Annotated in this window: 26 protein-coding genes; 11 read left to right on the forward strand and 15 right to left on the reverse strand. The window is 67.9% G+C overall.

Going from position 1 to position 23,611, the window contains the following annotated elements; all coding sequences use genetic code 11:
• Positions 1–42: 42 nt before the first annotated feature.
• The 11 genes from JHW48_RS01675 to JHW48_RS01730 form a co-directional block, all read right to left on the reverse strand.
• Positions 43–864: a tryptophan 2,3-dioxygenase gene (locus JHW48_RS01675; RefSeq protein ID WP_119887076.1), complete on the reverse strand. Its 822-nt coding sequence runs from the start codon at positions 862–864 to the stop codon at positions 43–45.
• On the reverse strand, positions 861–2,471 hold the full coding sequence (locus JHW48_RS01680; protein WP_119887077.1) for an AMP-binding protein: 1,611 nt from the start codon (positions 2,469–2,471) through the stop codon (positions 861–863). The genes JHW48_RS01675 and JHW48_RS01680 overlap by 4 nt, the downstream gene beginning before the upstream one ends.
• A 9-nt stretch (positions 2,472–2,480) precedes the next feature.
• Positions 2,481–2,876, reverse strand: a complete 396-nt coding sequence (locus JHW48_RS01685; protein ID WP_119887078.1) for a RidA family protein — start codon at positions 2,874–2,876, stop codon at positions 2,481–2,483.
• Positions 2,869–3,258: an acyl-CoA thioesterase gene (locus JHW48_RS01690; protein WP_119887079.1), complete on the reverse strand. Its 390-nt coding sequence runs from the start codon at positions 3,256–3,258 to the stop codon at positions 2,869–2,871. The genes JHW48_RS01685 and JHW48_RS01690 overlap by 8 nt, the downstream gene beginning before the upstream one ends.
• Entirely contained in the window at positions 3,255–4,385 is a 1,131-nt protein-coding gene (locus JHW48_RS01695) for an acyl-CoA dehydrogenase family protein (RefSeq protein WP_119887080.1), read from the reverse strand. The genes JHW48_RS01690 and JHW48_RS01695 overlap by 4 nt, the downstream gene beginning before the upstream one ends.
• A 28-nt stretch (positions 4,386–4,413) precedes the next feature.
• Positions 4,414–5,226 (reverse strand): enoyl-CoA hydratase family protein, encoded by an 813-nt coding sequence (locus JHW48_RS01700; protein WP_119887081.1) that lies wholly within the window; start codon positions 5,224–5,226, stop codon positions 4,414–4,416.
• Positions 5,223–5,657 (reverse strand): MarR family winged helix-turn-helix transcriptional regulator, encoded by a 435-nt coding sequence (locus JHW48_RS01705; protein ID WP_119887082.1) that lies wholly within the window; start codon positions 5,655–5,657, stop codon positions 5,223–5,225. The genes JHW48_RS01700 and JHW48_RS01705 overlap by 4 nt, the downstream gene beginning before the upstream one ends.
• On the reverse strand, positions 5,654–6,379 hold the full coding sequence (locus JHW48_RS01710; protein WP_119887083.1) for an SDR family NAD(P)-dependent oxidoreductase: 726 nt from the start codon (positions 6,377–6,379) through the stop codon (positions 5,654–5,656). Before JHW48_RS01710 ends, JHW48_RS01705 begins: the two co-directional genes overlap by 4 nt.
• Positions 6,376–8,655 (reverse strand): bifunctional salicylyl-CoA 5-hydroxylase/oxidoreductase, encoded by a 2,280-nt coding sequence (locus JHW48_RS01715; protein WP_119887084.1) that lies wholly within the window; start codon positions 8,653–8,655, stop codon positions 6,376–6,378. The genes JHW48_RS01710 and JHW48_RS01715 overlap by 4 nt, the downstream gene beginning before the upstream one ends.
• 42 nt (positions 8,656–8,697) lie before the next feature.
• Entirely contained in the window at positions 8,698–9,966 is a 1,269-nt protein-coding gene (locus JHW48_RS18630) for a DUF4202 family protein (RefSeq protein ID WP_419182401.1), read from the reverse strand.
• Positions 9,967–10,087: 121 nt separating this feature from the next.
• A complete protein-coding gene (locus JHW48_RS01730) occupies positions 10,088–11,119 on the reverse strand; it encodes an NAD(P)/FAD-dependent oxidoreductase (RefSeq protein WP_119887086.1) in 1,032 nt (343 codons plus the stop codon).
• A 29-nt stretch (positions 11,120–11,148) separates the two neighbouring features.
• Here JHW48_RS01730 and mnmC2 point away from each other — a divergent pair, with 29 nt between their 5' ends.
• From mnmC2 to JHW48_RS01745, 3 genes are all read left to right on the forward strand, one after another.
• Positions 11,149–11,820, forward strand: a complete 672-nt coding sequence (gene mnmC2, locus JHW48_RS01735) for a tRNA (5-methylaminomethyl-2-thiouridine)(34)-methyltransferase MnmC2 (RefSeq protein WP_272835708.1) — start codon at positions 11,149–11,151, stop codon at positions 11,818–11,820.
• A 92-nt stretch (positions 11,821–11,912) separates the two neighbouring features.
• Positions 11,913–12,842 (forward strand): ABC transporter ATP-binding protein, encoded by a 930-nt coding sequence (locus tag JHW48_RS01740; protein WP_119887888.1) that lies wholly within the window; start codon positions 11,913–11,915, stop codon positions 12,840–12,842.
• A 2-nt stretch (positions 12,843–12,844) separates the two neighbouring features.
• Positions 12,845–13,606 (forward strand): ABC transporter permease, encoded by a 762-nt coding sequence (locus tag JHW48_RS01745; RefSeq protein ID WP_119887889.1) that lies wholly within the window; start codon positions 12,845–12,847, stop codon positions 13,604–13,606.
• On the opposite strand, the gene JHW48_RS01750 is transcribed toward JHW48_RS01745, so the two are convergent.
• Genes JHW48_RS01750 through JHW48_RS01760 form a run of 3 tightly spaced genes read right to left on the reverse strand, consistent with a single transcriptional unit; the run spans position 13,603 to position 15,500 of the window.
• Positions 13,603–14,253 carry a flagellar hook capping FlgD N-terminal domain-containing protein gene (locus tag JHW48_RS01750; RefSeq protein WP_119887887.1) on the reverse strand — a complete coding sequence of 217 codons (651 nt, stop codon included), beginning with the start codon at positions 14,251–14,253 and terminating at the stop codon, positions 13,603–13,605. The genes JHW48_RS01745 and JHW48_RS01750 overlap by 4 nt on opposite strands.
• Before the next feature lie 15 nt (positions 14,254–14,268).
• Positions 14,269–14,706: a flagellar hook-length control protein FliK gene (fliK, locus tag JHW48_RS01755; RefSeq protein ID WP_272835709.1), complete on the reverse strand. Its 438-nt coding sequence runs from the start codon at positions 14,704–14,706 to the stop codon at positions 14,269–14,271.
• Positions 14,703–15,500 (reverse strand): hypothetical protein, encoded by a 798-nt coding sequence (locus JHW48_RS01760; RefSeq protein WP_272835711.1) that lies wholly within the window; start codon positions 15,498–15,500, stop codon positions 14,703–14,705. The genes fliK and JHW48_RS01760 overlap by 4 nt, the downstream gene beginning before the upstream one ends.
• Positions 15,501–15,601: 101 nt before the next feature.
• Between JHW48_RS01760 and JHW48_RS01765 the strand changes: the two genes are divergently transcribed.
• The 7 genes from JHW48_RS01765 to carB all read left to right on the forward strand — a co-directional run bounded on the left by JHW48_RS01765 (position 15,602) and on the right by carB (position 22,224).
• Entirely contained in the window at positions 15,602–15,847 is a 246-nt protein-coding gene (locus tag JHW48_RS01765; protein ID WP_240637967.1) for a hypothetical protein, read from the forward strand.
• Positions 15,844–16,161, forward strand: a complete 318-nt coding sequence (locus JHW48_RS01770; RefSeq protein WP_119887645.1) for a hypothetical protein — start codon at positions 15,844–15,846, stop codon at positions 16,159–16,161. The genes JHW48_RS01765 and JHW48_RS01770 overlap by 4 nt, the downstream gene beginning before the upstream one ends.
• A 167-nt stretch (positions 16,162–16,328) precedes the next feature.
• Positions 16,329–17,171, forward strand: a complete 843-nt coding sequence (locus JHW48_RS01775) for a flagellin N-terminal helical domain-containing protein (RefSeq protein ID WP_119887646.1) — start codon at positions 16,329–16,331, stop codon at positions 17,169–17,171.
• 85 nt (positions 17,172–17,256) lie between these two features.
• Positions 17,257–17,604 (forward strand): flagellar biosynthesis regulator FlaF, encoded by a 348-nt coding sequence (gene flaF, locus JHW48_RS01780; RefSeq protein ID WP_170152370.1) that lies wholly within the window; start codon positions 17,257–17,259, stop codon positions 17,602–17,604.
• The gene (gene flbT, locus JHW48_RS01785; protein WP_119887648.1) at positions 17,601–18,005 is read left to right on the forward strand and encodes a flagellar biosynthesis repressor FlbT; all 405 of its coding nucleotides are present in this window, start codon (positions 17,601–17,603) and stop codon (positions 18,003–18,005) included. The genes flaF and flbT overlap by 4 nt, the downstream gene beginning before the upstream one ends.
• Positions 18,006–18,009: 4 nt before the next feature.
• Positions 18,010–18,801: a DUF1217 domain-containing protein gene (locus JHW48_RS01790; RefSeq protein WP_119887649.1), complete on the forward strand. Its 792-nt coding sequence runs from the start codon at positions 18,010–18,012 to the stop codon at positions 18,799–18,801.
• Positions 18,802–18,885: 84 nt separating this feature from the next.
• Positions 18,886–22,224: a carbamoyl-phosphate synthase large subunit gene (gene carB / locus JHW48_RS01795; RefSeq protein WP_119887650.1), complete on the forward strand. Its 3,339-nt coding sequence runs from the start codon at positions 18,886–18,888 to the stop codon at positions 22,222–22,224.
• 22 nt (positions 22,225–22,246) lie between these two features.
• Here carB and JHW48_RS01800 read toward each other — a convergent pair whose 3' ends face one another.
• Entirely contained in the window at positions 22,247–22,732 is a 486-nt protein-coding gene (locus JHW48_RS01800; protein ID WP_147388156.1) for a hypothetical protein, read from the reverse strand.
• Between JHW48_RS01800 and JHW48_RS01805 the strand changes: the two genes are divergently transcribed.
• Positions 22,716–23,497, forward strand: a protein-coding gene (locus tag JHW48_RS01805) for an IS5-like element ISPaes1 family transposase (RefSeq protein WP_119887974.1) whose coding sequence is annotated in 2 segments (ribosomal slippage) — positions 22,716–23,058 and positions 23,058–23,497 — 783 coding nt in all. Because the reading frame shifts where the segments join, the coding sequence is not laid out codon by codon here. The genes JHW48_RS01800 and JHW48_RS01805 overlap by 17 nt on opposite strands.
• Positions 23,498–23,611 lie beyond the last annotated feature (114 nt).

The raw sequence follows: 23,611 nt of genomic DNA on the forward strand, positions 1-23,611 counted from the left end.
GGCCCGTCAGGGCCGGTCAGGCGCGGCCGTCCGCCCCCTTCCTCACAGCGCGGTCCGCAGCTCCCACAGGTCCGGGAACAGCACCACGTCCAGCATCCGCCGCAGATAGGTCACCCCCGAGGTGCCCCCCGATCCGCGCTTGAAGCCGATGATCCGCTCCACCGTCGTCACATGATTGAACCGCCAGCGGCGGAAATAATCCTCGAAATCGACCAGCTTTTCGGCCAGCTCATAGAGCTCCCAATACCGCCCCGGATCGCGATAGACCTCGGCCCAGGCCGCCCGCGCCGCCGCATCCGGCGCATGGGGTGCGTCCAGCGCCGGGCGCGCCGCCACGTCGAACCCCGCCGCCCGCAGCCGCCCCAGAACCTCGTCATAGAGCGACGGTCGCGCGGCCTCGGCCCGCAGCGCATCCGCCAGGTCGGGCCGATGCGCATGGGGCGCGATCATCGCCATGTTGCGGTTGCCCGCGACGAATTCGATCATCCGGTATTGATGCGACTGAAACCCGCTGCTTTCGGCCAGCGCGGGGCGAAAGGTCGAATATTCCGACGGCGTCATGGTGCGCAGCACGTCCCAGGCCGAATTCAGCTGCTCCATGATCCGCGCCACGCGGGTCAGCATCTTGAACGCCGGGCGCAGATCGCCCTCGGCGATCCGCTCGCGCGCCGCCCCCATCTCCAGCAGCGCCAGCTTCATCCACAGCTCGGAGGTCTGGTGCTGGATGATGAACAGCATCTCGTCATGCGCATCCGACAGCGGGTGCTGTGCCGTCAACAGCCGGTCCAGCCCCAGGTAATCGCCATAGGACATGCGCCCGTCGAAGGACATGCGCGCGCCTTCCTGTGCAGGGTCGATACTCATTGCTTCAGCCTGAACCTCTGGATCTTGCCGGTCTGGGTCTTGGGCAGGGCCTCGCAGAAGACCACCCGGCGGGGATATTTGAAGGGCGCGATCGCATCCTTCACATGACGCTGCAACCGCTCCGCGGTCGCGGTATCGGGCGCGACGCCGGGGGCCAGCACCACATGCGCCTCGACGATCTGGCCGCGTTCGACGTCCGGCGCGCCGATCACCGCGCATTCCAGCACGTCGGGATGCGCCAGCAGCGCGGCCTCCACATCCGGCCCCGCAATGTTGTAGCCCGCCGACACGATGATGTCGTCGCAGCGCGCCGCGAAATGGAACCGCCCGTCATCGTCCTGCCAGAAGGTGTCGCCGGTCAGGTTCCAGCCGCCCTGCACATACTCCGCCTGCCGTGCATCGTTCAGATAGCGGCAGCCCGTGGGCCCGATTACTGCCAACCGCCCCATCTCTCCGCGCGGCACCTCCTGTCCCGCATCGTCTACGATCCGGGCGCGGTATCCCTGCACCGGCCGCCCGGTGCAGCCCGGATGGCTGTCATCCAGCCGGTTGGTCAGGAAGATGTGCAGCATCTCGGTCGCGCCGATCCCGTCCAGCATCGGCTTGCCCGTGCGGTCGTGCCAATCCTGCCAGATGGGGGCGGGCAGGGTCTCTCCGGCGCTAATCGCCACGCGCAGGCTGGACAGGTCCGCCCCCTGATCCATCGCGCGCAGCATCACCCGGTACGCCGTGGGCGCGGTCACGCAGATCGTGGCGCGGTGGCGTTCGATGATCTCGATCATGTTCGGGGGCGAGGCATCCTCCAACAGCACCGCGCTGGCCCCAAAGCGCAGCGGAAACACCGCCAGCCCGCCCAGCCCGAAGGTGAACGCCAAGGGCGGCGACCCCACGAAGACATCGTCGGGCGTCACCCCCAGCACCTCGCGCGCATAGCCGTCGGCGATGATCAAGAGGTCGCGGTGGAAATGCATCGTGGCCTTGGGCTCGCCCGTCGACCCCGAGGTCATCCCCAGCAGCGCCACGTCATCGCGCCCGGTCCGCACCGCCTCGAAGCGCACGGGCTTGGTCAGCGCCGCGCGGTCCAGCTCCGCGTCATGGTTCGCGGTGCCGTCGAAGCCAACGACCGTCGTCAGCGTCGAACCCCTGGCCGCCGCCACCAGCTCATCCATCAGCCGCGTGTCGCACAGCGCATGGGTCACCCGCGCCTTGTCGATGATCTGGGACAGCTCCTTGGCGCGCAGCATGGGCATGGTGTTCACCACCACCGCCCCCGCCTTGGTCGCGGCCAGCCAGCAGGCGACCGTCGCGGGGTTGTTGGCCGACCGGATCAGCACCCTGTTGCCCGGCCGCAGCCCGTAATCCGCGACCAGCGCATGGGCCAGCCGGTTGGTCCAGTCCGACAGCTCCTTGTAGGTCCGGGCCCGCCCGTTGCCGACCAGCGCCACCCGGTCGCCAAAGCCGCGATCGACCATGCGGTCGGTCAGCTCCGCCCCCGCGTTCAGCCAGTCGGGATAGTCGTATCCGGACAGGTCGATCCGCGGCCAGGCCTCCGGCGGGGGCAGGTTGTCGCGCGTGAAGCTGTCCTCGTGCCCGCTTGGTCCCAGCATGACGTCCCCCTATTCCGGCACCACGGCGGTGGCCTCGATCTCGACCTTGGCGCGGTCCTCGACCAGCGCCACGACCTGCACCAGCGCCATGGCCGGGTAATGCCGCCCGATCACGTCGCGATAGGCCGCCCCCACATCGCGCAGCGCGCCCAGATATTCGTGCTTGTCGGTGACATACCAGGTCAGCCGCACCAGATGCTCGGGCCCCGCGCCGCCCTCGGCCAGGACCGCCACGATGTTCTCCAGCACCTGCCGGACCTGTCCCGCGAAATCGTCGGTCTGAAAGACCTGATCCGCGTCCCAGCCCACCAGCCCGCCGGTAAAGATCATCCGCCCCCGCGCCATCACCCCGTTGGAATAGCCCGAGGCGCGCTTCCACGTCGCCGGATGCAGGGGTTCATGCATGATGCGCCTCCAGTGTCTGTCGCATGGCGTCCGGCCAGGGGGACGGGGTGAAGTCGCGGTCCATCCAGACCACCGTGGTCCGCGCCTCGACCCGGTCCTCGCCGCGCACCAGGAAGCGCGCGCTGGTCCGGCCCAGATGCTCGACCACCAGCGTCCAGTCCAGCCGGTCGCCAAGGCGCGCGGGCTTGCGGAAGGCCATCTCCAGCGCGACGGTGGGCATGCCCTGACCGGCCGCCATCATCGGCCCGAAGCCATGCCCCACGACCTCCAGAAAGAAGTTCTCCACCATGTGGTTCACCATCTCCGCATAGCGGGGATAGAAGACGATCCCCGCCGGGTCGCAGTGGCAGAATTCGATGGGAATGGTGCGGGAATAGGTCATGCGCCCTCCAGGATGCTGCGGGCGATGACGACGCGTTGCACGTCGCTGGCCCCCTCATAGATGCGCAACGCGCGGATCTCGCGGTACAGGCTCTCGACCACGCTGCCGGTGCGCACGCCGTCGCCGCCATGCAGCTGCACGGCTTGGTCGATGACCTCCTGCGCGACCTCGGTGGCATAGAGCTTGGCCATCGCCGCCTCGCGCGTGATGCGGGGCGCACCGTGGTCCTTGGCCCAGGCCGCCCGATAGATCAGCAGGGCGGCGGCGTCGATCTTCAGCGCCATGTCGGCCAGATGCCCCTGGACCATCTGCAGCTCGGCCATCGGCGCGCCATGGATCCGGCGCGACCGCACCCGCGCCAGCGCCTCGTCCAGCGCCCGGCGCGCGAAGCCCAGGGCCGCGGCCCCCACCGTAGGCCGGAAATGATCCAGCACCGTCATGGCGATGCGGAAGCCCTGACCCGGCTGCCCGATCAGCGCCTCCCCCGGCAGCCGCACCCCGGTCAGCCGCAGATGCGCCAGCGGATGGGGGGCCATCACGTCGATGCGCCCGACCACCTCCAGCCCCGGCGTTTCCGCTTGCAGCAGAAATGCCGACAGCCCCCGCGCGCCCTCACCCTCTCCGGTCCGCGCGACGATCACATAAACATCCGCGATCCCGCCGTTGGAGATATAGGTCTTCTCCCCGTCCAGAACCCACCCGTCGCCGTCCCGCCGCGCGGTGGTCGCCAGGCGCGCGACGTCCGACCCCGAGGCAGGCTCGGTCAGCGCAAAGCCCGAAATCGCCTGCCCCGCCCGCGTCCGCTCCAGCCACGCCCGCTGCGGCCCGCTGCCGAACAGCGTCACCGCCCCCATGCCCAGCCCCTGCATGGCGAAGGCGAAATCCGCCAACCCGTCATGGCGCGCCAGCGTCTCGCGGATCAGGCACAGCGCGCGCACGTCCAGCGCCTCGCCCCCCGAATGCGCCAGCCAGCCGCCGTCCCCCAACGCCCGCACCAGCCCCCGGCAGGCTCCGTCCACGTCGCCGTGATCCACGGGCAGCGCACCTGCCGCCCAATCCTCCAGCCCTTCGGCCAGCACCCGATGCCGATCCTCGAGGAACGGCCAGTCCAGAAAGCTGCGGTCCATCTTCTCTGTTGCCCAAATACCCAAAAAATCAGTTGCCCTCGAAGACCGGCGTCTGTCTGGCGACGAAGGCCCGATAGGCCCGCTCGAAATCGCGCGTCGTCATGCAGATGGCCTGGGCCTGCGCCTCGGCCTCGATCGCCTGATCCAGACCCATGGTCCATTCCTGCAGCAGCTGCGTCTTGGTGATGCCATGCGCCCAGACAGGCCCCGCCGCGATCGCCCGCGCCAACTCCATCGCGGCGGCAAAGACGTCGTCATGCAGGCTGTTCCAGAACCCCCACCGCTCGCCCTCCTCGGCGCGCAGCACGCGGCCCGTATACAGCAGTTCCGCCGCCCGCCCCTGGCCCACGATCCGCGGCAGCATCGCGCAGGCGCCCATGTCGCAGCCCGCAAGCCCAACCTTGGTGAAGAGGAACGCGGCCTTGGCCGAGGGCGCCGCCAGCCGCAGGTCGCTGGCCATGGCCATGATCGCGCCCGCGCCGACACAGACCCCCTCGACCGCGGCGATCACCGGCTTGCCGCAATGGATCATCGCGCGCACCAACTCCCCCGTCATGCGGGTGAAGGCCAAGAGCTGCGGCATCTCCATCCCGACCAGCGGGCCGATGATCTCATGCACGTCGCCGCCCGAGCAGAAATTCCCGCCATTCGACGCCAGCACAACCACATCCACGTCCGACGCATGGGCGAGCATCCGGAAGCAGGCGCCCAGTTCGGCATAGCTGTCGAAGGTCAGGGGGTTCTTGCGCTCGGGGCGGTTCAGGCGGATCACCGCGATGCGGTCCGTGACCTCCCACAGAAAATGCTCGGGTGCCAGATCGGCCATGGGGACGGGGTTCATTCGGGCCTCCCGGCGCGGGACAGGATGTCGCGCAGCGCCTCCAGATCGGTTTCGGACAATCGGCTCAGGATCGCGTCGACCTCGGCCTCATGGCCCAAGGCCATGATCTCGAACGCCTCCAGGCCTTCGGGCGTCAGGCGCACGCGGATGCGGCGGCGGTCGCCATCCTCGGCCTCGCGGCGAACCAGGCCATCGGCCTCCAGCCGGTCGACGACCGCCGTGGCATTGCCGTTCGACACCAGCAGCAGGCGCGACAGCTCGGACATGGTCACGCCGTCGCGCCTGCGCCACAAGGCCGCCATCACGTCGAACCGGGGCAGGGTCGTGCCATGCGCGCGGCGCAGATAGTCGCGCAGGTGGTTCTCGGCCCCCCGCGTCACGCCCAGAAGGCGGATCCAGGTCTTCAGCCGCCGCTTGGACAGGTCGGTCATGCGCTCTCGCCCCCGTCCAGGACGATGGCCTGGCCGTTCGCGCTGGCCGCCGCGGGGGAAGCCAGCCACAAAGCGGTCGCCGTGACCTCGGAGGGCGCGATCAGCCGCGCCTGCGGGTTCTTGCCCGCCAGCGCGGCCACCGCCGCATCATGGTCGCGGCCGGTCTTGTCCATGATGTTGGCGATGCTGCGCCGCGTCATCTCGGTATCCAGATAGCCGGGGCAGATCGCGTTGACGGTGATGTCCTTCTTCGCGACCTCCAGCGCCAGCGACCGCACGAGGCCCATCACCCCATGCTTGCTGGCCGCATAGGGCGCCGCATAGGCCGCCCCGCGCACCCCGGTGATCGAGCAGATGGCGATCATTCGCCCCCCCGGTCCCATCTGCGCCAGCGCCTGGCGGAAGGTCAGGAACACCCCGGTCAGGTTCACCGCGATGATGCGGTGCCAATGCTCCATCGTGACCTTGCCGAAGGGCGCGGCCTCGGCGATGCCCGCATTGGCGATGACGACCTGACAGGGACCGGCCGCGTCAAAGACCGCGCGGACCTGATCCTCGTCGCTGACATCGCCCGGCACGGCGCGGATCAGGCCCCCCGCCACCGCCCCCAGTTTCGCCGCATCGCGGCCGGTGATGACGACCTCATGGCCTTGGGCCGCAAAGGCGCGGGCCATGTCGGCGCCGGTGCCGCTGCCGCCGCCGGTGATCAGGATGCGGGTCATGCGCGGATCTCCTCGGCCTGTTTCGCGGCCAGGCGGCGCGCCTGATCGCGGCTCGCGTGATAGGGCAGGGGCCAGTCCGCCGGATCGCCCAGGGCCGTCGCCGCATGCAGCGTCCAATAGGGGTCGGCCAGATGCGGCCGCCCGATGGCCACCAGATCGGCGCGCCCCGCCATCAGGATGCCGTTGGCCTGATCGGCATCGGTGATGTTGCCCACCGCCATCGTTGCCAGCCCCGCCTGGTTGCGGATGCGGTCCGAGAACGGCGTCTGGAACATCCGCCCATAGACGGGCCGCGCCTCGGGCGTCGTCTGACCGGCCGAAACGTCGATGATATCCGCCCCCGCCGCATGGAAGGCCCGCGCGATGGCGACCGATTCGTCCGGCGTCACGCCATCCTCGGTCCAGTCCGTGGCCGAGATGCGCACCGACATGGGCCTGTCCTGGGGCCAGACGGCGCGCATGGCGGCGAAGACCTCCAGCGGCCAGCGCAGGCGGTTCTCCAGGCTGCCGCCATAGTCATCCGTGCGCCGGTTCGACACCGGCGACAGGAAGCCCGACAGCAGATAGCCATGCGCCGCATGCAGCTCGATCATGTCAAAGCCCGCCGCATCGGCCATGCGGGTCGCGGCCACGAACTGTTCGGTCACCGCCTCCATGTCGGCGCGGGTCATCTCCTGCGGGACGGCATTGCCCTCGGACCAGGGCAGGGCGGAGGCCGCCATGATCGGCCAGTTGCCGTCCTCAAGGGGCTGGTCCATCCCCTCCCACCCGATGCGGGTGGAGCCCTTGCGGCCGGAATGGCCGATCTGACAGCAGATCCTGGCATCCGTCTCGGCATGGACGAAATCGGTGATCCGCCGCCAGGCCGCCTGATGCTCGGGCGCGTAGAGGCCAGGACAGCCCGGCGTGATGCGGCCTTCGGGGCTGACGCAGGTCATCTCGGTGAAGACCAGGCCCGCGCCGCCCTTGGCGCGTTCGCCGTAATGGACCAGGTGCCAGTCGGTCGGGCAGCCTTCGCGCGCCTTGTACTGCGCCATGGGCGAGACCACGATGCGGTTCTTCAGCGCCATGTCGCGCAGGCGGAAGGGCGCGAAGATCGGCGCGCGGCCCGGCTGGCCGCCGGCCTGCCGTTGGAACCAGTCCTCGGCCTCGCGCACCCAATCCGGGTCGCGCAGGCGCAGGTTTTCGTGGCCGATGCGCTGGCTGCGGGTCAGCAGGGAATAGGTGAACTGGATCGGGTCCAGGTCCAGGTAACGCTCGACCTCCTCGAACCATTCCAGGCTGTTGCGGGCCGCCGATTGCAGGCGCAGCACCTCGACGCGCCGTTCCTCCTGATAGCGTTCGAAGGCGCGGGGCAGGTCGGGTTCGGAGTGCAGATAGTCGGCCAGCGCGATGGCGCTGTCGAGCGCCAGCCGCGTGCCCGACCCGATCGAGAAATGCCCCGTGGCCGCCGCATCGCCCATCAGCACGACGTTCTCATGATACCAGCGGTCGCAGATGACGCGGGGAAAGTTCATCCAGACGGCCGAGCCGCGCAGGTGGGCGGCGTTCGACATCAGCTCGTGCCCGCCCAGATGGTCCTTGAAGACGTTGCGGCAGGTCTCGACGATCTGCTCCTTGGACATGCCTTCGAAGCCCATCGCGTCCCAGGTGTCTTGGGCGCATTCCACGATGAAGGTCGCAGTGTCGGCATCGTAGGAATAGACATGCGCCCAGAGCCAGCCCTGCGGCGTCTTTTCGAAGATGAAGGTGAAGGCGTCGTCGAATTTCTGCTTGGTGCCCAGCCAGACGAACTTGCAGCGGCGCATGTCGATGTCGGGGCGGAACACGTCCGCATACTCAGTGCGGACGCGGCTGTTCAGCCCGTCGCAGGCCACGACCAGATCATAGTCGCGGCGATAGGTTTCGGCGGTCTGGAACTCGGTCTGGAATTGCAGGTCCACGCCCAGTTCGCGCGCGCGCTCCTGCAGCAGGATCAGCAGCTGCCGCCGCCCGATCCCGGCGAAGCCGTGCCCGCCCGAGACCTGGCGGTGCCCGTCGCGGACCACCGCGATGTCGTCCCAATAGATGAAGTGGTCGCGGATCGCCTGCGCCGAGGGCGGGTCGTTGCGTTCCAGCCGCAACAGGGCGTCGTCGGACAGCACCACGCCCCATCCGAAGGTGTCGCCCGCATTGTTGCGCTCCAGCACTGTCACGTCATGCGACGGATCGCGCAGCTTCATCGAGATCGCGAAATAGAGGCCCGCAGGCCCGCCGCCCAGACAGAGAATCTTCATCCCGTGCCACCTCCTGCGATGCAGGCTGGCACGGGTCCGAAATCATTTCAAGCTTGAAACTTCTCTGGCGATGGAGGCTGCGATCATCGCGGGCACTTCGGGCGCGAGGCCCACCGGGTCCAGGCGCGGGCCGGTGAAGCCCGCCTGATCCAGCGCCTGCGGCAGGTCGTCGGTCACATGCTCGGCGCGCAGGGCGAAGAGCGGCAGGCTGATGGCGCGGTCGAGGCCGCGGGCGGCGTCGGCGATGAAGGGCTCCTGTTCGACGAAGCCTGCGACCACGTGGGCGAAATGCGGCGCGATGCGGGCGGCCAGCGCCATGGTGATGTCATGGCTGGCCTGCCCGCGCTGCGAGCCGTGCGCGGACAGCAGCAGCGTCGTGTCGGACAGCGCCCAGCCCTGGGCATCGGCCGCCTGTCGCGCCTTTTCGACGACCAGCGCGTCGAGGCCGGGATCGGTGCCGAAGGGGCGCATGATATGCGCGCCGGGCGCGCCGGCCTGGGCCAGGCGGCGGGGCAGCTCGATCCCGGTGAACCAGCCCTCGGCCATGAACATCGGATAGATGATACAGTCGCTGCGGCAGGTCCGGGGCAGGGCGTCGGGATCGGCAAGCGTCGCGCCCAGGACCTCGACGCCCGGGGCGTGGGCCGCGACCTGGGCGGCCAGGGCCTCGATGGCGGCCTGCTGGGGGGCGGGGTCGCCAGGCTGGCCATGCGAGACGATGACGGCGCGCGACAGGGTGCGGGGCTGGTCGGCCTCGTGGAAATACTGCGCCAAGGCGTCGGGCATGGGGAATTCGGCCAGGGCGCGGGCGCGGGCCTCGGCCGACATCTTGCGGGCGGTCTTCTCGATGATGCGGGGGATCTTGTGGTCGGGCTGTTCGGCCATGAAATCGCCCAGATACCAGCGGATGAAGGTGAAGCAGATCACATCCTCCAGCGCCTGCACCTGGGGGTCGCGCTTGATGCCCTGTTTCGTCAGCATCTTTCGGGCGCGGTCGATGTCATCGTCGTCATAGCCCGCATCGGCCATGATGCCCGCGATGCGGTCCGCGTGACGGCGGCCCTGTTCCTGGCGCCAGGCCAAATAGCCGGGGCGGTTCATCGGATAGGCGGCCCGCGGCAGCAGCCAGCGTTCGACATGCTGGCCGCGGCAGGCGATGCGCAGAACGTCGTCGGCGTCGGGGAACAGTCGCTGCTGTTCTGCCGTCATCCGCTGGCCGTAGAGGAGGTTGGCGGGCTGGCCGTCCTGGAGGTTGGGGTCCTGGGCGTTGGCGGCGTCGATGGCGGTGAAGGCGTGGTCGAGGCGGGTCATGGCGGGCTCCGGCTGTTTGGGGGAGTGTGCGCAGGGCGGGAGCGGGTGGCAAGCGGGGAAGGGGGGCGCTGCCCCCCGTCCTTGCGGACTCCCCCCGGGGTATTTCGGCAACGGAGAGGCGTCAGGGCAGGGCGAAGAGGTCGGGGATGTCCTGGTGGTCGTCGAGCATGATCCGGGCGGCCAGATCGGCGATCAGCGGGGCCATGCCGAAGCCGATCTTGAAGCCGCCATTGGCGATCAGGTGGCCGGGGCGGCCGGGCCAGGGGGCCAGGATCGGCGCGCGCGATCGGGCGCGGGGGCGCAGGCCGGCCCAGATGTCGAGGACGGGCGCCGTGGCCAGGGCGGGGCAGAGGGTGATGGCGCGGGCCAGCAGGTCATCGGCCTGATGGTCGGGATCGGGATGGTCCCACGCGTTTTCGGATGTCGAGCCGATGGCCGTGGTGCCGTCCGCATGGGGGACGATGTGCAGCCCATCGGCGAAGATCTGCGGGCTGTCCGGCACGGCATGGGCGAGGAGCAGCGACTGGCCCTTGACGCCTTGGCCTATGCGGCGGTCGAGCGCGGTGTTCAGCGCCTCGAGCCCCGGGGTGCCGGTGGCCCAGAGGGTGGGCGCGTGGTCCTGCGGGGCGGGGGTGTCTTCGGTGATCGGGACGCCGGCCTGGCGCAGGGCCTGGGCCAGCGCGGCCAGGGCTGCGCGCGGGTTCAGCCGGGCGGTCAGCCCGTCATGCAGCCACAGCCCCGTCGGGCTGGGCGGGATCAGCGGGCCTTGGGGGTCGCGGGTCAGGGTCATGCCCATCCCGGCGGGCCAGTGCCGGGCCGCCGCCGCGATGCGTTCGGGCAGATGTTCGGCCATGCGCGCGTCGGGGACGGGCTGGAGGCGCCCGGTGCGGGCATAGCCGGTGGGCAGGCCGGATGCGGCCTCGACCCCGGGCCAGAAATCGGGCGCGGCCAGCAGGCTGGTCAGTTGCAGCGCCTTCTTGGGGTTCCACGGGTCGGGCGCATGCGGGGCGAGCGCGCCGACATGGCCGCCCGAGGAGCCTGCGCCGATGGTCCGCGCCTCGAAGACCCGCACCGCCGCGCCGCGCCGCGTCAGCGCCCAGGCCGCGGCCAGCCCGAAGACCCCCGCCCCCGCCACATGGATCACCCTTGCCAAATCGCAGCCCACCCCCGAAAGTCGCGCCCATGTCCGACCTAGCCCATCCCGCCCCGGAAGACGAGCCTGCGCTGGATTGGCGCGAGGGCGGCGTGCCGGTCTCGCGCGACTTCGACGACCCCTATTTCAGCCTGGCCGGCGGGCTGGAGGAGACGCGCCATGTCTTTCTGGCCGGCAATGACCTGCCCGCGCGGCTGGTGCCCGGGTTTCACGTGGCCGAGCTGGGCTTCGGCACCGGGCTGAACGCGCTGGCCTTGGCGCAGGTGGCGCAGGTCCCGGTGCGCATGACCAGCTTCGAGGCCTTTCCGATGACCGTGCCGCAGCTGGCCCGGGCCCATGCGGCCTTTCCGGCGCTGGCCGATCTGTCGGCGCAGCTGCGGGCGGGCTGGGGGCGGGGGGTGATCACCTTGGGCCGGGTCAGCCTGACGCTGGTCCTGGGGGATGTGCGCGCGACACTGCCCGCGTGGCGGGACCGGGCGGATGCCTGGTTCCTGGACGGGTTCTCGCCCGCCAAGAACCCGCAGATGTGGGGCGCGGATGTCATGGCGCAGGTCGGTTCCCATACCGCGCCGGGCGGCAGTTTCGCCACCTATACCGCCGCGGGCCATGTGCGCCGGGCGCTGCAGGATGCGGGCTTCGCCGTCGCGCGCGCCCCGGGCTTCGGCCGCAAGCGCCACATGAGCCGCGGCCGCCTGGCCTGACCGATATCGCCGCGCGCCACTGGCAATCGCCCCGCCGGCGCCCTATCTGCCCAACCGGGCCCCCGGCCCGGCACCCCAAACCGGAGAGGCCCATGCCCGCCATCATCGAGATCGACCGACTGTCCAAGGCCTATGGCAGCGGCACCAAGGCGCTGGACGACGTCACCCTGTCCATCGACGAGGGCGAGATCATCGCCCTTCTGGGCCCGAACGGGGCGGGCAAGACGACGCTGATCTCGATCATCTGCGGGCTGGTGACGCCGACGGATGGCACGGTCCGGGTGGGCGGGCACGACATCCGCACCGATTGGCGCGCCGCGCGCCGCCTGATCGGCCTGGTCCCCCAGGAGATCGCACTGGAACCCTTCGAGAAGGTCATCAACTGCGTGCGCTTCACCCGCGGGCTTTACGGCATGCCGCCCGACGAGGCCTATGTCGAACGCATCCTGCGGGCGCTGGCGCTGTGGGACAAGCGCGACGCGGCCACGCGCGAATTGTCGGGCGGCATGAAGCGCCGGGTGCTGATCGCCAAGGCCCTGTCGCATGAACCCAAGGTGCTGTTCTTGGACGAACCCACCGCCGGGGTGGACGTGGCCCTGCGCCGCGAGATGTGGCAGGTGGTGGGCGATCTTCGCCGCGAGGGGGTGACCATCATCCTGACCACCCATTACCTGGAGGAGGCCGAGGAGATGGCCGACCGCATCGGCGTCATCGCCAAGGGCAACCTGCTGCTGGTGCGCCCCACATCCGAGCTGATGGGCGAATTCGGCAAGAAGACCCTGGTCGTGCATCTGGACCGCCCGCTGGACCGGGTGCCGGAGGATCTGGCCGGGCGGGGGCTGGTCCTGTCGGATGACGGGCGCAGCCTCAGCTATGATTACGACACGCGGGCCGAACGCACGGGCATCGCGCGGCTGCTGGGCGATCTGGCGGCGCGCGGGGTCACGGTGCGCGACGTCTCGACCCGGCAATCCAGCCTCGAGGACGTGTTTTTGTCCCTGGTCTCGGAGGAGGCGGCATGAGCATCAACTGGCGCGGGGTCTGGGCGATCTTTCATCACGAGATGATGCGGTTCTTCCGCACCATCTGGCAGTCGCTGGCATCGCCGGTCCTGTCCACGGTGCTGTATTTCGTGGTCTTCGGCGCGGCCATAGGCGGGCGCATCGAATCGGTCGAGGGGGTGGCCTATGGCGCCTTCATCGTGCCGGGGCTGATGATGCTGACGGTGCTGCAGCAATCGGTCAGCAATGCCAGCTTCGGGATCTATTTCCCGAAATTCAGCGGCACGATCTATGAATACCTCGTCTCGCCGGTGGGCTGGATCGAGGTCACGATGGGCTTCGTGGGGGCCGCGGCCGCCAAGGCGCTGCTGATCGCGCTGGTGATCCTGCTGACGAGCTTCGCCTTCGTGGGGGTCCATATCCTGCATCCGTTCTGGATGATCGCCTTTCTGGTCCTGTCTGCGGTGGGGTTCAGCCTGCTGGGCTTCATCATCGGGCTGTGGGCCAAATCCTTCGAGCAGCTGCAGATCGTTCCGATGATGGTCATCATGCCCTTGGTGTTTTTGGGCGGGGCCTTCTATTCCGCCAGCATGCTGCCCCCCTTCTGGGAGGGGGTCGCCAAGCTAAACCCGGTGCTCTACCTGATCTCCGGGGTGCGCTGGTCCTTCTTCGGGCTGGCCGATGTGCCGGTCGGCGTGTCGCTGCTGGCGGTGGGGGTGATGGTGGTGGTCTGCCTCGGCGTCATCCGCTGGATCTTCGCGACCGGCTGGCGTCTGCGCGACTAGGCCGGGTCGCGCAGGGCCGTCACCTCGCCCGCGGGGGCCGATCCGCCGCCCTCGAAGACCACCCGCCCGCCGGCTGAGTCGAACTGCGCCTCGACGATCCGGGCATAGGCAGGCACGCGGGTCTCGGCGATCAGCTCGCCCGCGCGGCGGCTTTCCAGAGTGAAGCTATAGGCCCCCTGGTGCAGAGTGCCGCCATCCTCGGTCCGGCCCATCCAGTCGACCTGGCCCGATCCGGGGCCGATCTCCTCGCGCGTGATCTCGCGGCCATTGGCGTCGCGGGTGACAAGCTGGACGCTGTCGGCCAAGGCATGGGGGGCGACGTCCAGCGTCACCGCCCGGTCGCCGAACCAGACGGGGGCGGTGGTCCGCGCCTCCTTGCCGATCCAGCCGGCGATGCCGCCGCCGCCGGACTGGCCGACCATCTGTTCCAGGAACCGGTTGCTCAGCGCCTGCTGTTCGACGCCCGCGAAGGTGGCCAGCTGGATCGCGAAATCCGTGCTCTCCATCGGGTTCAGCGGGTCCTGGTTCTTCAGCTGCGCGGTCAGCATGGTCAGGAAGGTCTGGAAATCGGCGCCCGCGCTGGCGCCGGAAAATCCCGCCGGGCGGGGCTGCGTCGTCGTCGTGGCAGAGGTGATGGCATCGACCATGGGGGTGTTTCCTTGTCAGATCCTGATGTCCAGCCGGCGGTCGCTGAGGACCCGCGGGCTCAGCCGCAGCGATTCGGTGGGGGCGGGGGCGGCCCCGTCGCCGTCCGTGCCCGTGTCACGGGCCTGCATGCCCCAGCCCTCGGGGCGGTCGTCGCGGCGGAATTCCATGCTGCCGCCGCCGATCCCGGCATCGGCCAGCTGCTGGGCCAGCAGGTCGGCATTGCGCCGCACCAGGTCCAGCGTCTCGGGGCGTTCGGCCCAGATCGTCACATGCGTCCGGTCCGGGCCGGTGAAGACGACGCGCAGGCGCCCCAGCTCCTCCGGGGACAGGGCGAGCTCGGTCCGGTCCGCGCGCGAGGTGACCAAAGCCTCGGCGACCTGCTGGACGACCGGGCGGGGCTGATCGGGCATGGCCGCCGCCGATGCGGGGGCCGTGCGCGCAGGCGCGGTCATGTCGGGCGCATCGGGCATGCGCAGGGCTGCGGCCTCGGGGCCCGCGGGTGCGGGGGCGGGCTGTTCGGCAGGGGCGGGCATGGGCCGCGCCTCCGTGCTGCGGGAATCCGTCCGAGGGTCGAGCGGTTGCGCCCGCGGCTGATCCTCGGGGGCGTCCGCCGCCTGCACGGGCTGGTGCGGCTCGGCCATGGGGCGGCGGTCCTGCAGGGCCGGAGCGGCGGCGGGTGCCGGCGCGGCCGAGAGGGCGCAGGCCGGGCATCGTAATGCTGGACCGCCGCGGCGGGCGCCGGCTTCGGCAGATCGTCGGCAGGGCGGGGGACCGGGACGGCCTCGGGGGTGGGAGCGGGCGGTGCAGACATCTGCGGCGCGGCATCGTCCTCCGGCGGCGTGGGCTGATTGCGGAGGGTGGCCTCGGGCCGGGCGACGGGGGCATCGGGCTGGTCCGGTTCCGAGGGCGGCATGAAGACCGCCTCCTCGGTCAGCACGGGCAGGGCCTCGGGCAGCTGCGGCAGGGCTGCGTCCAGCGCGGCGATGGCCGGATCGATCAGGCCGCCGTCGAGCTGGGCGGTCACCCCGCCCTGGTCGTCCAGCCACTGGGCCAAGGCATCGGCCTGGGACAGGGGGGCGGCACCCTCGGGCGCGGGGTCTGAAACGGGGGCGGGGGCGGGCCAGGCGGCGATCAGCCCGGTCAGCGCCGCAAAACCCGAATCGCCGGTCGGCAGCGGCATCATCCCGGGCGGCAGGGGCATGTCGGGACGGAAGGCGGGGATCTGGGTCGTCGGAATCTCGGTCATGGCCACCCCTTGCGGTTTTTTCCTCATTATCCGGAACTCCTTACCAATTATTTACCGCTGCCCCATATTTTCGACCCATCCTCGAACCAGATGGGAACATGATGCAGATCGACGCGATTCCGGCCGCGGCCGGCCCGACCCCGATGACGCGACAGCTGGCCGACCAGCTGGAACAGGTCTTCCTGGAAGAGATGTTGAAATATTGCGGGCCCCAGGCCTCGGAGGGCGCGTTCTCGGGCGGCGCGGGCGAGGAGCAGTTCGCCAGCTTCCTGACCCGCGAACATGCCGCGATCCTGGCCCGTCAGGTGGATCTGGGATTCGCCGCGATGCTGGGGGTCCGCGCATGAGCCGCCCCGTCGTCAAGGCCATGGACCAGGTCCGCGCGGCGCTGTTGTCGGGGGATGCGCAGGGTGCGCTGGCGGGGATCGACGTGCTGGTGGCCGCGGCCGCCCGGCGCGGCATCGACCCCGCCCTGCGCGACGGGCTGGAGGCCCGGTTGGAGGAACTGCGCCTGCTGGCCCAGGCCTCGCTGACGGGCGCGCAGCAGGCGGCCGATCAGGTGCGCGGTATCCTGCAGGCCGCCCGCAGCCTGCAGACCTACGATTCCCTGGGGCGGCGCATGGTGACGGCCACCCAGGCCGACGCGCCGCAGCGGTTTTAGTAAAATCCGACGGAAGCTTTGTTTGGAGGAAGGGGGCGAGTTCACTAGTTGTAAATCACCGGCGGATAGAACGGTGACATGCCAAAAACGGCGCAGGGCAGATGCCCGATCGGTCAGAAGGCCTTTGATGCAACCTCGGTGCAAAGCACCATCCAAGGACAGATATCATGACCAGCATCCTGACCAACAACAGCGCCATGGTCGCGCTGCAGACCCTGAAAAGCATCAACTCGCAGCTGGGTAAAACCCAGAGCGACATCGCGACCGGCAAAAGCATCGCGAACGCCAAGGACAACGCCGCGGTCTGGGCGATCTCGAAGGTCATGGAAACCGACCAGTCGGGCTTCAAGACCATCCAGTCCAACCTGAACGTGGCCGATGCCGTCGTGGGCACCGCCCGCGCGGGGGCCGAACAGATCACCGATCTGCTGAAGGAAATGAAGAACCTGGCCATCGGCGGCGCGAACGATGCCGCCGATTTTGGGAAAATCCAGACCGACATCGCCAAGAAGGTCGAGCAGATCACCGCGATCATCGAGGCGACGCAGCTGAACGGCGTCAATCTGCTCAAGACTAACCCGACCGGCACCAACACCGCTTTTACGGTTCTGGGCTCGTTGGACCGCACGAATGGAACCGTGGCCACCGGTGCCGCAAATATCGAAGTTGACTCGGTCGATTTCGAGGCCGGTCTGGACGTCGCAGGTCTTACTGCGATCACGGACCGCGCTACCGCCGAAACCGCTATCGAGGAGATCGAGGAACTGATCGACATCGCGGTTCAGGGCGCGGCCGATCTGGGTTCGGCCGGCAAGCGCATTACCGACCAATCCAACTTCGTGGGCAAGCTGGCCGACTCGCTGAAGTCGGGCATCGGCTCGCTGGTGGATGCCGACATGGAGGAAGCCTCGGCCCGCCTCCAGGCGCTGCAGACGCAGCAGCAGCTGGGCATCCAGGCGCTGTCGATCGCCAACCAGGGTCCCTCGGCGGTCATGTCGCTCTTCCGCTGATGAAACCGGCGGGCGCCCCTGGGGGGCGCCCGCCACCCCATGATCACTCCAGAACGGGAATACGATCTTGAATGCGGTTACGCAATTGACCAGTCATGGTTATCAGTCATCCACCCTGCGCACGGCGCGCGACGCGGAATACGACATCTTTTCGCGCGTGACCCGGATGATGCGCCAAGCGCCCCGCCGCGCGGACAATCCCGACACCATCCAGGCGGTGCACAAGAATTCCGAACTCTGGACGCTGCTGGCCGCCGATCTGGCGCAGCCCGGCAACGCCCTTCCCGACGAAACCAGGGCGGGACTGATCTCGCTGGCCGGTTTCGCGATCCGCCACGGCCAGGCCGTGATGGCGGGCAATGCCCAGACCGATCCGCTGATCGATATCAACATGACCGTCATGCGCGGCCTGCGCGGGGATGTCGGCGCATGAGCGGCCTGGTCCTCAAGCTGGCCCCGAACGAGCGCGTCCTGATCAACGGCGCCGTCATCGAAAATGGCGACCGTCGCACCAAGATCGCGATCAAGACCCCGAACGTGAACGTGCTGCGCCTGCGCGACGCCATCCATCCCGACAGCGCCCGCACGCCGGTGACCCGTGCGCTCTATATCGCGCAGCTCATCCTGGCGGGCGATGCCGAACCCGAGGAGGGGCGGCGCCAGCTGCTGCTGGCCATCGAACAGCTGAGCCAGGTCTTCGATGACCGAGACAGCCGCCTGCTGCTGGCCGATTCCACGGCCGCGGTGGTCGAATCGAACTTCTACCAGGCGATGCGGAAGCTGCGCGACCTGATCCCGCGCGAATCCCGGCTGTTCGCCTCGGCCAGGGGGTGACGCCGTGACGATCCCCATCAGCGTCGGCGCCACGGGCCTGCTGGGCTGGAAGATCGTCCAGCGCACCGAGGCCCGCCAGATCGAGACCGTGGCCCGCGACCCGGTGGTCCAGCGCTCCACCGCCTATTTCCGCGACAACATCGACCGCGTCACCAAGGCCGAGGAGCTGGTCAAGGATTACCGCCTGCTCAGCACCGCCCTGTCGGCCTTCGGGCTGGAGGGGGACATCGCGAACAAGGCCTTCATCCAGAAGGTCCTGGAATCCGATATCTCGGACAAGTCCTCGCTGGTGAACCGGTTGGCCGACAAGCGCTATCTGCGCCTGGCCGAGGCCTTCGGCTATGGCGCGGACAAGCCCGCTGCCAACCTGGCCGAAACCGTCAGCACGAATTTCGTGCAGCGCGAATTCGAACGCCGCATCGGGGAATCCGACGAGAACCTGCGCCTGGCCCTGAACGCCCGCCGCGACCTTCAGGAATTCGCGGGGCGCGAATCCTCGGAACGCACCTTGTGGTTCGAGGTGATCGGCAACCAGCCCCTGCGCAAGGTCTTCCAAGGCGCCTTTGGCTTCAGCGAAAGCTATGGCCGCCTGCCCGTGGACCGTCAGCTGGAGGAATACACCAAGGCCGCCAAGCGCCTGCTGGGCAGTTCCGATTTCAAGGAAATGGCCAAGCCCGAGAACATGGAGCGCCTGGTCCAGACCTTCATGGTGCGGTCCCAGCTGGTCGATGCGCCGGTCGCGAACCGCTACAGCGCGGCGCTGACGCTGCTTCAGGGTGGACGCGACGGCAACTAATCCCGCCGCGGCACCTTGCGCCCCGGCGGTGGCTGGCTATAACCCCGGTCGATTTGCGCACATCCAGCAGAACCGGGGGCCGCCATGCCGAAGAGAACCGATATCAAGTCAATCCTGATCATCGGCGCAGGCCCCATCGTCATCGGGCAGGCCTGCGAGTTCGACTATTCCGGCGCCCAGGCCTGCAAGGCCCTGCGCGAGGAAGGTTACCGGGTCATCCTGGTGAACTCGAACCCCGCGACGATCATGACCGACCCGGAAATGGCCGACGCGACCTATATCGAGCCGATCACCCCCGAGATCGTCGAGAAGATCATCGCCAAGGAACGCCCCGACGCGCTGCTGCCCACCATGGGCGGGCAGACCGGGCTGAACACCGCGCTTGCCTTGGCCGACAGCGGCGCGCTGAACCGCTACGGGGTCGAGCTGATCGGCGCGCAGCGCAGCGCCATCGAGATGGCCGAGGACCGCAAGCTGTTCCGCGAGGCGATGGACCGCATCGGGCTGGAAAACCCCAAGGCCACCATCGTCGCCGCCCCCAAGCTGGCCAGCGGCAAATACGACATCAATGCGGGCGTCCAGCAGGCGATGGACGCGCTGGAGGAGATCGGCCTGCCCGCCATCATCCGCCCCGCCTTCACCCTGGGCGGCACCGGCGGCGGCGTAGCCTATAACCGCGACGATTATGAACGCATCGTGCGGTCGGGCCTGGACGCCTCGCCCATGGCGCAGGTGCTGATCGACGAATCCCTTCTGGGCTGGAAGGAATACGAGATGGAGGTCGTGCGGGACCGCAACGACAACGCCATCATCGTCTGTGCCATCGAGAACATCGATCCGATGGGGGTGCATACCGGCGACAGCATGACCGTCGCCCCCGCCCTGACCCTGACCGACCGCGAATACCAGATCATGCGCACCGCCAGCATCGCCGTCCTGCGCGAGATCGGCGTCGAGACCGGCGGATCCAACGTGCAATGGGCGGTGAACCCCGCCGATGGCCGCATGGTCGTGATCGAGATGAACCCCCGTGTGTCGCGCAGCTCGGCGCTGGCCTCGAAGGCCACGGGCTTCCCCATCGCCAAGATCGCCGCGAAGCTGGCCGTGGGCTATACGCTGGACGAGCTGGACAATGACATCACCCGCGTGACGCCCGCCAGCTTCGAGCCCAGCATCGACTATGTCGTGACCAAGATCCCGCGTTTTGCCTTCGAGAAATTCCCCGGCTCCAAGCCCGAGCTGACCACGGCGATGAAATCTGTGGGCGAGGTCATGGCCATCGGCCGCAGCTTCCATGAATCGCTGCAAAAGGCCCTGGCCTCGATGGAGAACGGCCTGACCGGCCTGGACGAGATCGCCATCGAGGGCGCCGCCGATCAGGGCAAACCCGCCGTCATCGCCGCCCTGTCCAGGCCCACCCCCGACCGCATCCGCGTCATTGCCGAGGCGATGCGCTTCGGCCTGACCGATGACGAGATCAACCGCGTCACCCGCTTCGACCCCTGGTTCCTGGCCCGCATCCGCGAGATCGTCGACGCCGAACACCAGATCCGCGAAAACGGCCTGCCCACGGACGAGGACGGCCTGCGCCGCGTCAAGATGATGGGCTTCACCGATGCTCGCCTGGCGCATCTGACCAAGCGCGACGAGGGCGAGATCCGCCGCGCCCGCCGCGCCTTGGACATCCGCCCGGTCTTCAAGCGCATCGACACCTGCGCGGCCGAGTTCGAGGCCCAGACCCCCTATATGTATTCGACCTACGAGGCCCCCGCGATGGGCGACGTGGAATGCGAATCCCGCCCGACCGACGCCAAGAAGGTCGTCATCCTGGGCGGCGGTCCGAACCGCATCGGCCAGGGGATCGAGTTCGACTATTGCTGCTGCCATGCCTGTTTCGCGCTGACCGATGCCGGTTATGAGACGATCATGGTCAACTGCAACCCCGAGACGGTCAGCACCGATTACGACACCTCGGACCGCCTCTATTTCGAGCCGCTGACCTTCGAACATGTGCTGGAGATCCTGCATACCGAACAGCAGAACGGCACCCTGCACGGCGTCATCGTCCAGTTCGGCGGTCAGACGCCCCTGAAGCTGGCCAATGCGCTGGAGGAGGAGGGGATCCCGATCCTGGGCACCACCCCCGACGCCATCGATCTGGCCGAGGACCGCGAGCGGTTCCAGAAGCTGCTGAACGATCTGGGCCTCAAGCAGCCGATCAACGGTATCGCCAGCAGCGACGCGCAGGCGATCGAGATCGCGGAACGCATCGGCTTCCCGCTGGTCATCCGCCCTTCCTATGTTCTGGGCGGCCGCGCGATGGAGATCGTGCGCGACATGGACCATCTGCGGCGCTACATCTCGGAGGCCGTGACCGTGTCGGGCAAGAGCCCGGTCCTGCTGGACAGCTATCTGTCCGGCGCGATCGAGGTCGATGTCGACGCCCTGTCGGATGGCGAGACCGTCCATGTCGCTGGCATTATGGAACATATCGAGGAGGCGGGCGTCCATTCGGGCGACAGCGCCTGTTCGCTGCCGCCGCATACGCTGGACGCCGCGACCATCGCCGAGCTGAAGACCCAGACCGAGGCTATGGCCCGCGCGCTGAAGGTCCGCGGCCTGATGAACGTACAGTTCGCCCTGAAGGACGGAGAGATCTTCGTGCTGGAGGTAAACCCGCGCGCCAGCCGCACCGTGCCCTTCGTCGCCAAGGCCACCGACAGCGCCATCGCCTCGATCGCCGCGCGGCTGATGGCGGGTGAGCCCATGTCGAACTTCCCCGCCCGTGCCCCCTATCCCGAAGGCGTCGGCCCCGAGGACGACCTGCCCTTTGCCGATCCGATGACGCTGGCCGATCCGATCACGCCTTGGTTCTCGGTCAAGGAGGCGGTGCTGCCCTTCGCCCGCTTCCCCGGCGTTGACACGCTCTTGGGCCCCGAGATGCGCTCGACCGGAGAGGTCATGGGCTGGGACCGCAACTTCGCGCGCGCCTTCCTCAAGGCGCAGATGGGTGCTGGCACCGCCCTGCCGACCGAGGGCCGCGTGTTCCTGTCGGTCAAGGATGCCGACAAGACGCCCGCTCTGGCCCAGGCCGCGCGCGATCTGGTGGCAATGGGCTTCACGCTGGTCGCGACCTCTGGCACGGCGGATTTCTTGGATGCCGAGGGCGTGGCCTCGACCCGCGTGAACAAGGTCTACGAGGGGCGCCCGAACATCGTCGACCGTCTGAAGAACGGCGAGATCGCGATGGTCCTGAACACGACCGAAGGCGCCCAGGCCATCGCCGACAGCCGCGATATCCGCGCCGTCGCCCTCTATGACAAGATCCCCTATTTCACCACGGCCGCGGGCAGCATCGCCGCCGTGGCTGCGATCAAGTCGCGCGAGGAGGGGGAAGTCGGGGTGAGGTCGTTGCAAGCTTAGATAGTCAGCGCATAGCATTTTATCAATCAGCTTCGCCGGACTTCATTCCGGCGAAGCTGACGGTACACGTTTCACGTTTACCTTGATAGGCTCGCCGATCGCGAAACTCGCCGCTATGGCCAATGATCGCGAAAACGAAAACCTCTACCAGCCACTGCATAAGCAACCAAGCCTCGTACAGTTCAACGGCATCCGGCACATAGTTCTGGTCTTGATGGACGAGTTTGTTCCGAATGAACGAAAGTGCGGCTAGACCGTCTGTGAGACTCCAAGCCCTCGCCACCCTTTCTACAGCCGGACTGTGTTGGCAAACAGGGTGATCGATTCGCAGGAAGCTGATTGTGGCACGCAGCTTGTCAGCAAATTCTTTACTGTCCTTAATCAACCTTTGCGACCAGCCTGCCATCCGCTCAAGTATGTAGTAGGTCGTGTTGACAAAAGGGATTCCTCTGGCAGTCGTCGTATGATTCAAGCTCATCTCTACGTGGGAGATGAACTTGGCACGCAACCTGATATCCGACGATGAGTGGACCTTCTTCGAAGGCTTCATTCGTGCCGTCCGGCACGCTAACGGGCGGAAACCCGCGAACCATCGTCTTGTTCTCGATGGAATTTTCTGGATCGCAAGGACTGGTGCGCCATGGCGTGATCTGCCCGAAGAGTTTGGCAAGTGGTCCTCGGTCTACCGTCAGTTCCGCCGCTGGACTTTGGCGGGACTGTGGGAGGATATCCTGGATGCGCTGAACCACGCTGAGATCGCGCCAGACAAGCTCCAGATGGTTGATAGCACTGTGATCCGCGCGCACCATCATGCGGCGGGCGCAAAAGGGGGACTCCGAAAGAGGCTCTTGGCCGTTCGAGAGGTGGGTTCTCGACCAAGATCCATCTCAGGGTCAACGGCGCAGGCCTCCCGATGAGGACCGAGATCACGCCGGGGCAAGAGTCCGATTACACCGGCTACGATCTGGTGATGGCCGACAATCTTCCACAGCCCGCCGTTCTGGTCGCCGACAGGGGCTATGACTCTGATAAAATTCGGGAAGACATCGAGAGCCGCAACGCCCTGCCCATGATACCGATGCGAAAGAACCGAAGGGTGCGCAAGGCTGTCGACATGACCATCTATACCCTGCGCAACATGGTCGAGCGCTGCTTCAACAAGCTGAAAAACAGCCGCCGCCTGGCAACCCGCTACGACAAAACCGCCGAAAGCTTCCTCGGCTTCGTCGACGTCGCCTGCATCAGGCTCTGGCTCCGCCATTTGTCAACATGACCTAGACGAAACCACGCCAACCCCTTATACCCCACTCCGCTTAATCATCTCCTTCAGCAGCGCCCTCTTCCCCCTCTCGCTGATCCGGCGGGGTCCTTCTATCAGCACCCCCGC

Origin of the sequence: Paracoccus aestuarii (genome assembly GCF_028553885.1) — a bacterium.
GTDB lineage: Bacteria > Pseudomonadota > Alphaproteobacteria > Rhodobacterales > Rhodobacteraceae > Paracoccus > Paracoccus aestuarii.

Excerpts from the sequence above, each read along its gene's own strand:
- JHW48_RS01675 (WP_119887076.1), bottom strand. The coding sequence starts at position 864 with ATGAGTATCGACCCTGCACAGGAAGGCGCGCGCATGTCCTTCGACGGG.
- JHW48_RS01680 (WP_119887077.1), bottom strand. The coding sequence starts at position 2,471 with ATGCTGGGACCAAGCGGGCACGAGGACAGCTTCACGCGCGACAACCTG.
- JHW48_RS01685 (WP_119887078.1), bottom strand. The coding sequence starts at position 2,876 with ATGCATGAACCCCTGCATCCGGCGACGTGGAAGCGCGCCTCGGGCTAT.
- JHW48_RS01690 (WP_119887079.1), bottom strand. The coding sequence starts at position 3,258 with ATGACCTATTCCCGCACCATTCCCATCGAATTCTGCCACTGCGACCCG.
- JHW48_RS01695 (WP_119887080.1), bottom strand. The coding sequence starts at position 4,385 with ATGGACCGCAGCTTTCTGGACTGGCCGTTCCTCGAGGATCGGCATCGG.
- JHW48_RS01700 (WP_119887081.1), bottom strand. The coding sequence starts at position 5,226 with ATGAACCCCGTCCCCATGGCCGATCTGGCACCCGAGCATTTTCTGTGG.
- JHW48_RS01705 (WP_119887082.1), bottom strand. The coding sequence starts at position 5,657 with ATGACCGACCTGTCCAAGCGGCGGCTGAAGACCTGGATCCGCCTTCTG.
- JHW48_RS01710 (WP_119887083.1), bottom strand. The coding sequence starts at position 6,379 with ATGACCCGCATCCTGATCACCGGCGGCGGCAGCGGCACCGGCGCCGAC.
- JHW48_RS01715 (WP_119887084.1), bottom strand. The coding sequence starts at position 8,655 with ATGAAGATTCTCTGTCTGGGCGGCGGGCCTGCGGGCCTCTATTTCGCG.
- JHW48_RS18630 (WP_419182401.1), bottom strand. The coding sequence starts at position 9,966 with ATGACCCGCCTCGACCACGCCTTCACCGCCATCGACGCCGCCAACGCC.
- mnmC2 (WP_272835708.1), top strand. The coding sequence starts at position 11,149 with ATGTCCGACCTAGCCCATCCCGCCCCGGAAGACGAGCCTGCGCTGGAT.
- JHW48_RS01740 (WP_119887888.1), top strand. The coding sequence starts at position 11,913 with ATGCCCGCCATCATCGAGATCGACCGACTGTCCAAGGCCTATGGCAGC.
- JHW48_RS01750 (WP_119887887.1), bottom strand. The coding sequence starts at position 14,253 with ATGGTCGATGCCATCACCTCTGCCACGACGACGACGCAGCCCCGCCCG.
- fliK (WP_272835709.1), bottom strand. The coding sequence starts at position 14,706 with ATGACCGCGCCTGCGCGCACGGCCCCCGCATCGGCGGCGGCCATGCCC.
- JHW48_RS01760 (WP_272835711.1), bottom strand. The coding sequence starts at position 15,500 with ATGACCGAGATTCCGACGACCCAGATCCCCGCCTTCCGTCCCGACATG.
- JHW48_RS01765 (WP_240637967.1), top strand. The coding sequence starts at position 15,602 with ATGCAGATCGACGCGATTCCGGCCGCGGCCGGCCCGACCCCGATGACG.
- JHW48_RS01770 (WP_119887645.1), top strand. The coding sequence starts at position 15,844 with ATGAGCCGCCCCGTCGTCAAGGCCATGGACCAGGTCCGCGCGGCGCTG.
- JHW48_RS01775 (WP_119887646.1), top strand. The coding sequence starts at position 16,329 with ATGACCAGCATCCTGACCAACAACAGCGCCATGGTCGCGCTGCAGACC.
- flbT (WP_119887648.1), top strand. The coding sequence starts at position 17,601 with ATGAGCGGCCTGGTCCTCAAGCTGGCCCCGAACGAGCGCGTCCTGATC.
- carB (WP_119887650.1), top strand. The coding sequence starts at position 18,886 with ATGCCGAAGAGAACCGATATCAAGTCAATCCTGATCATCGGCGCAGGC.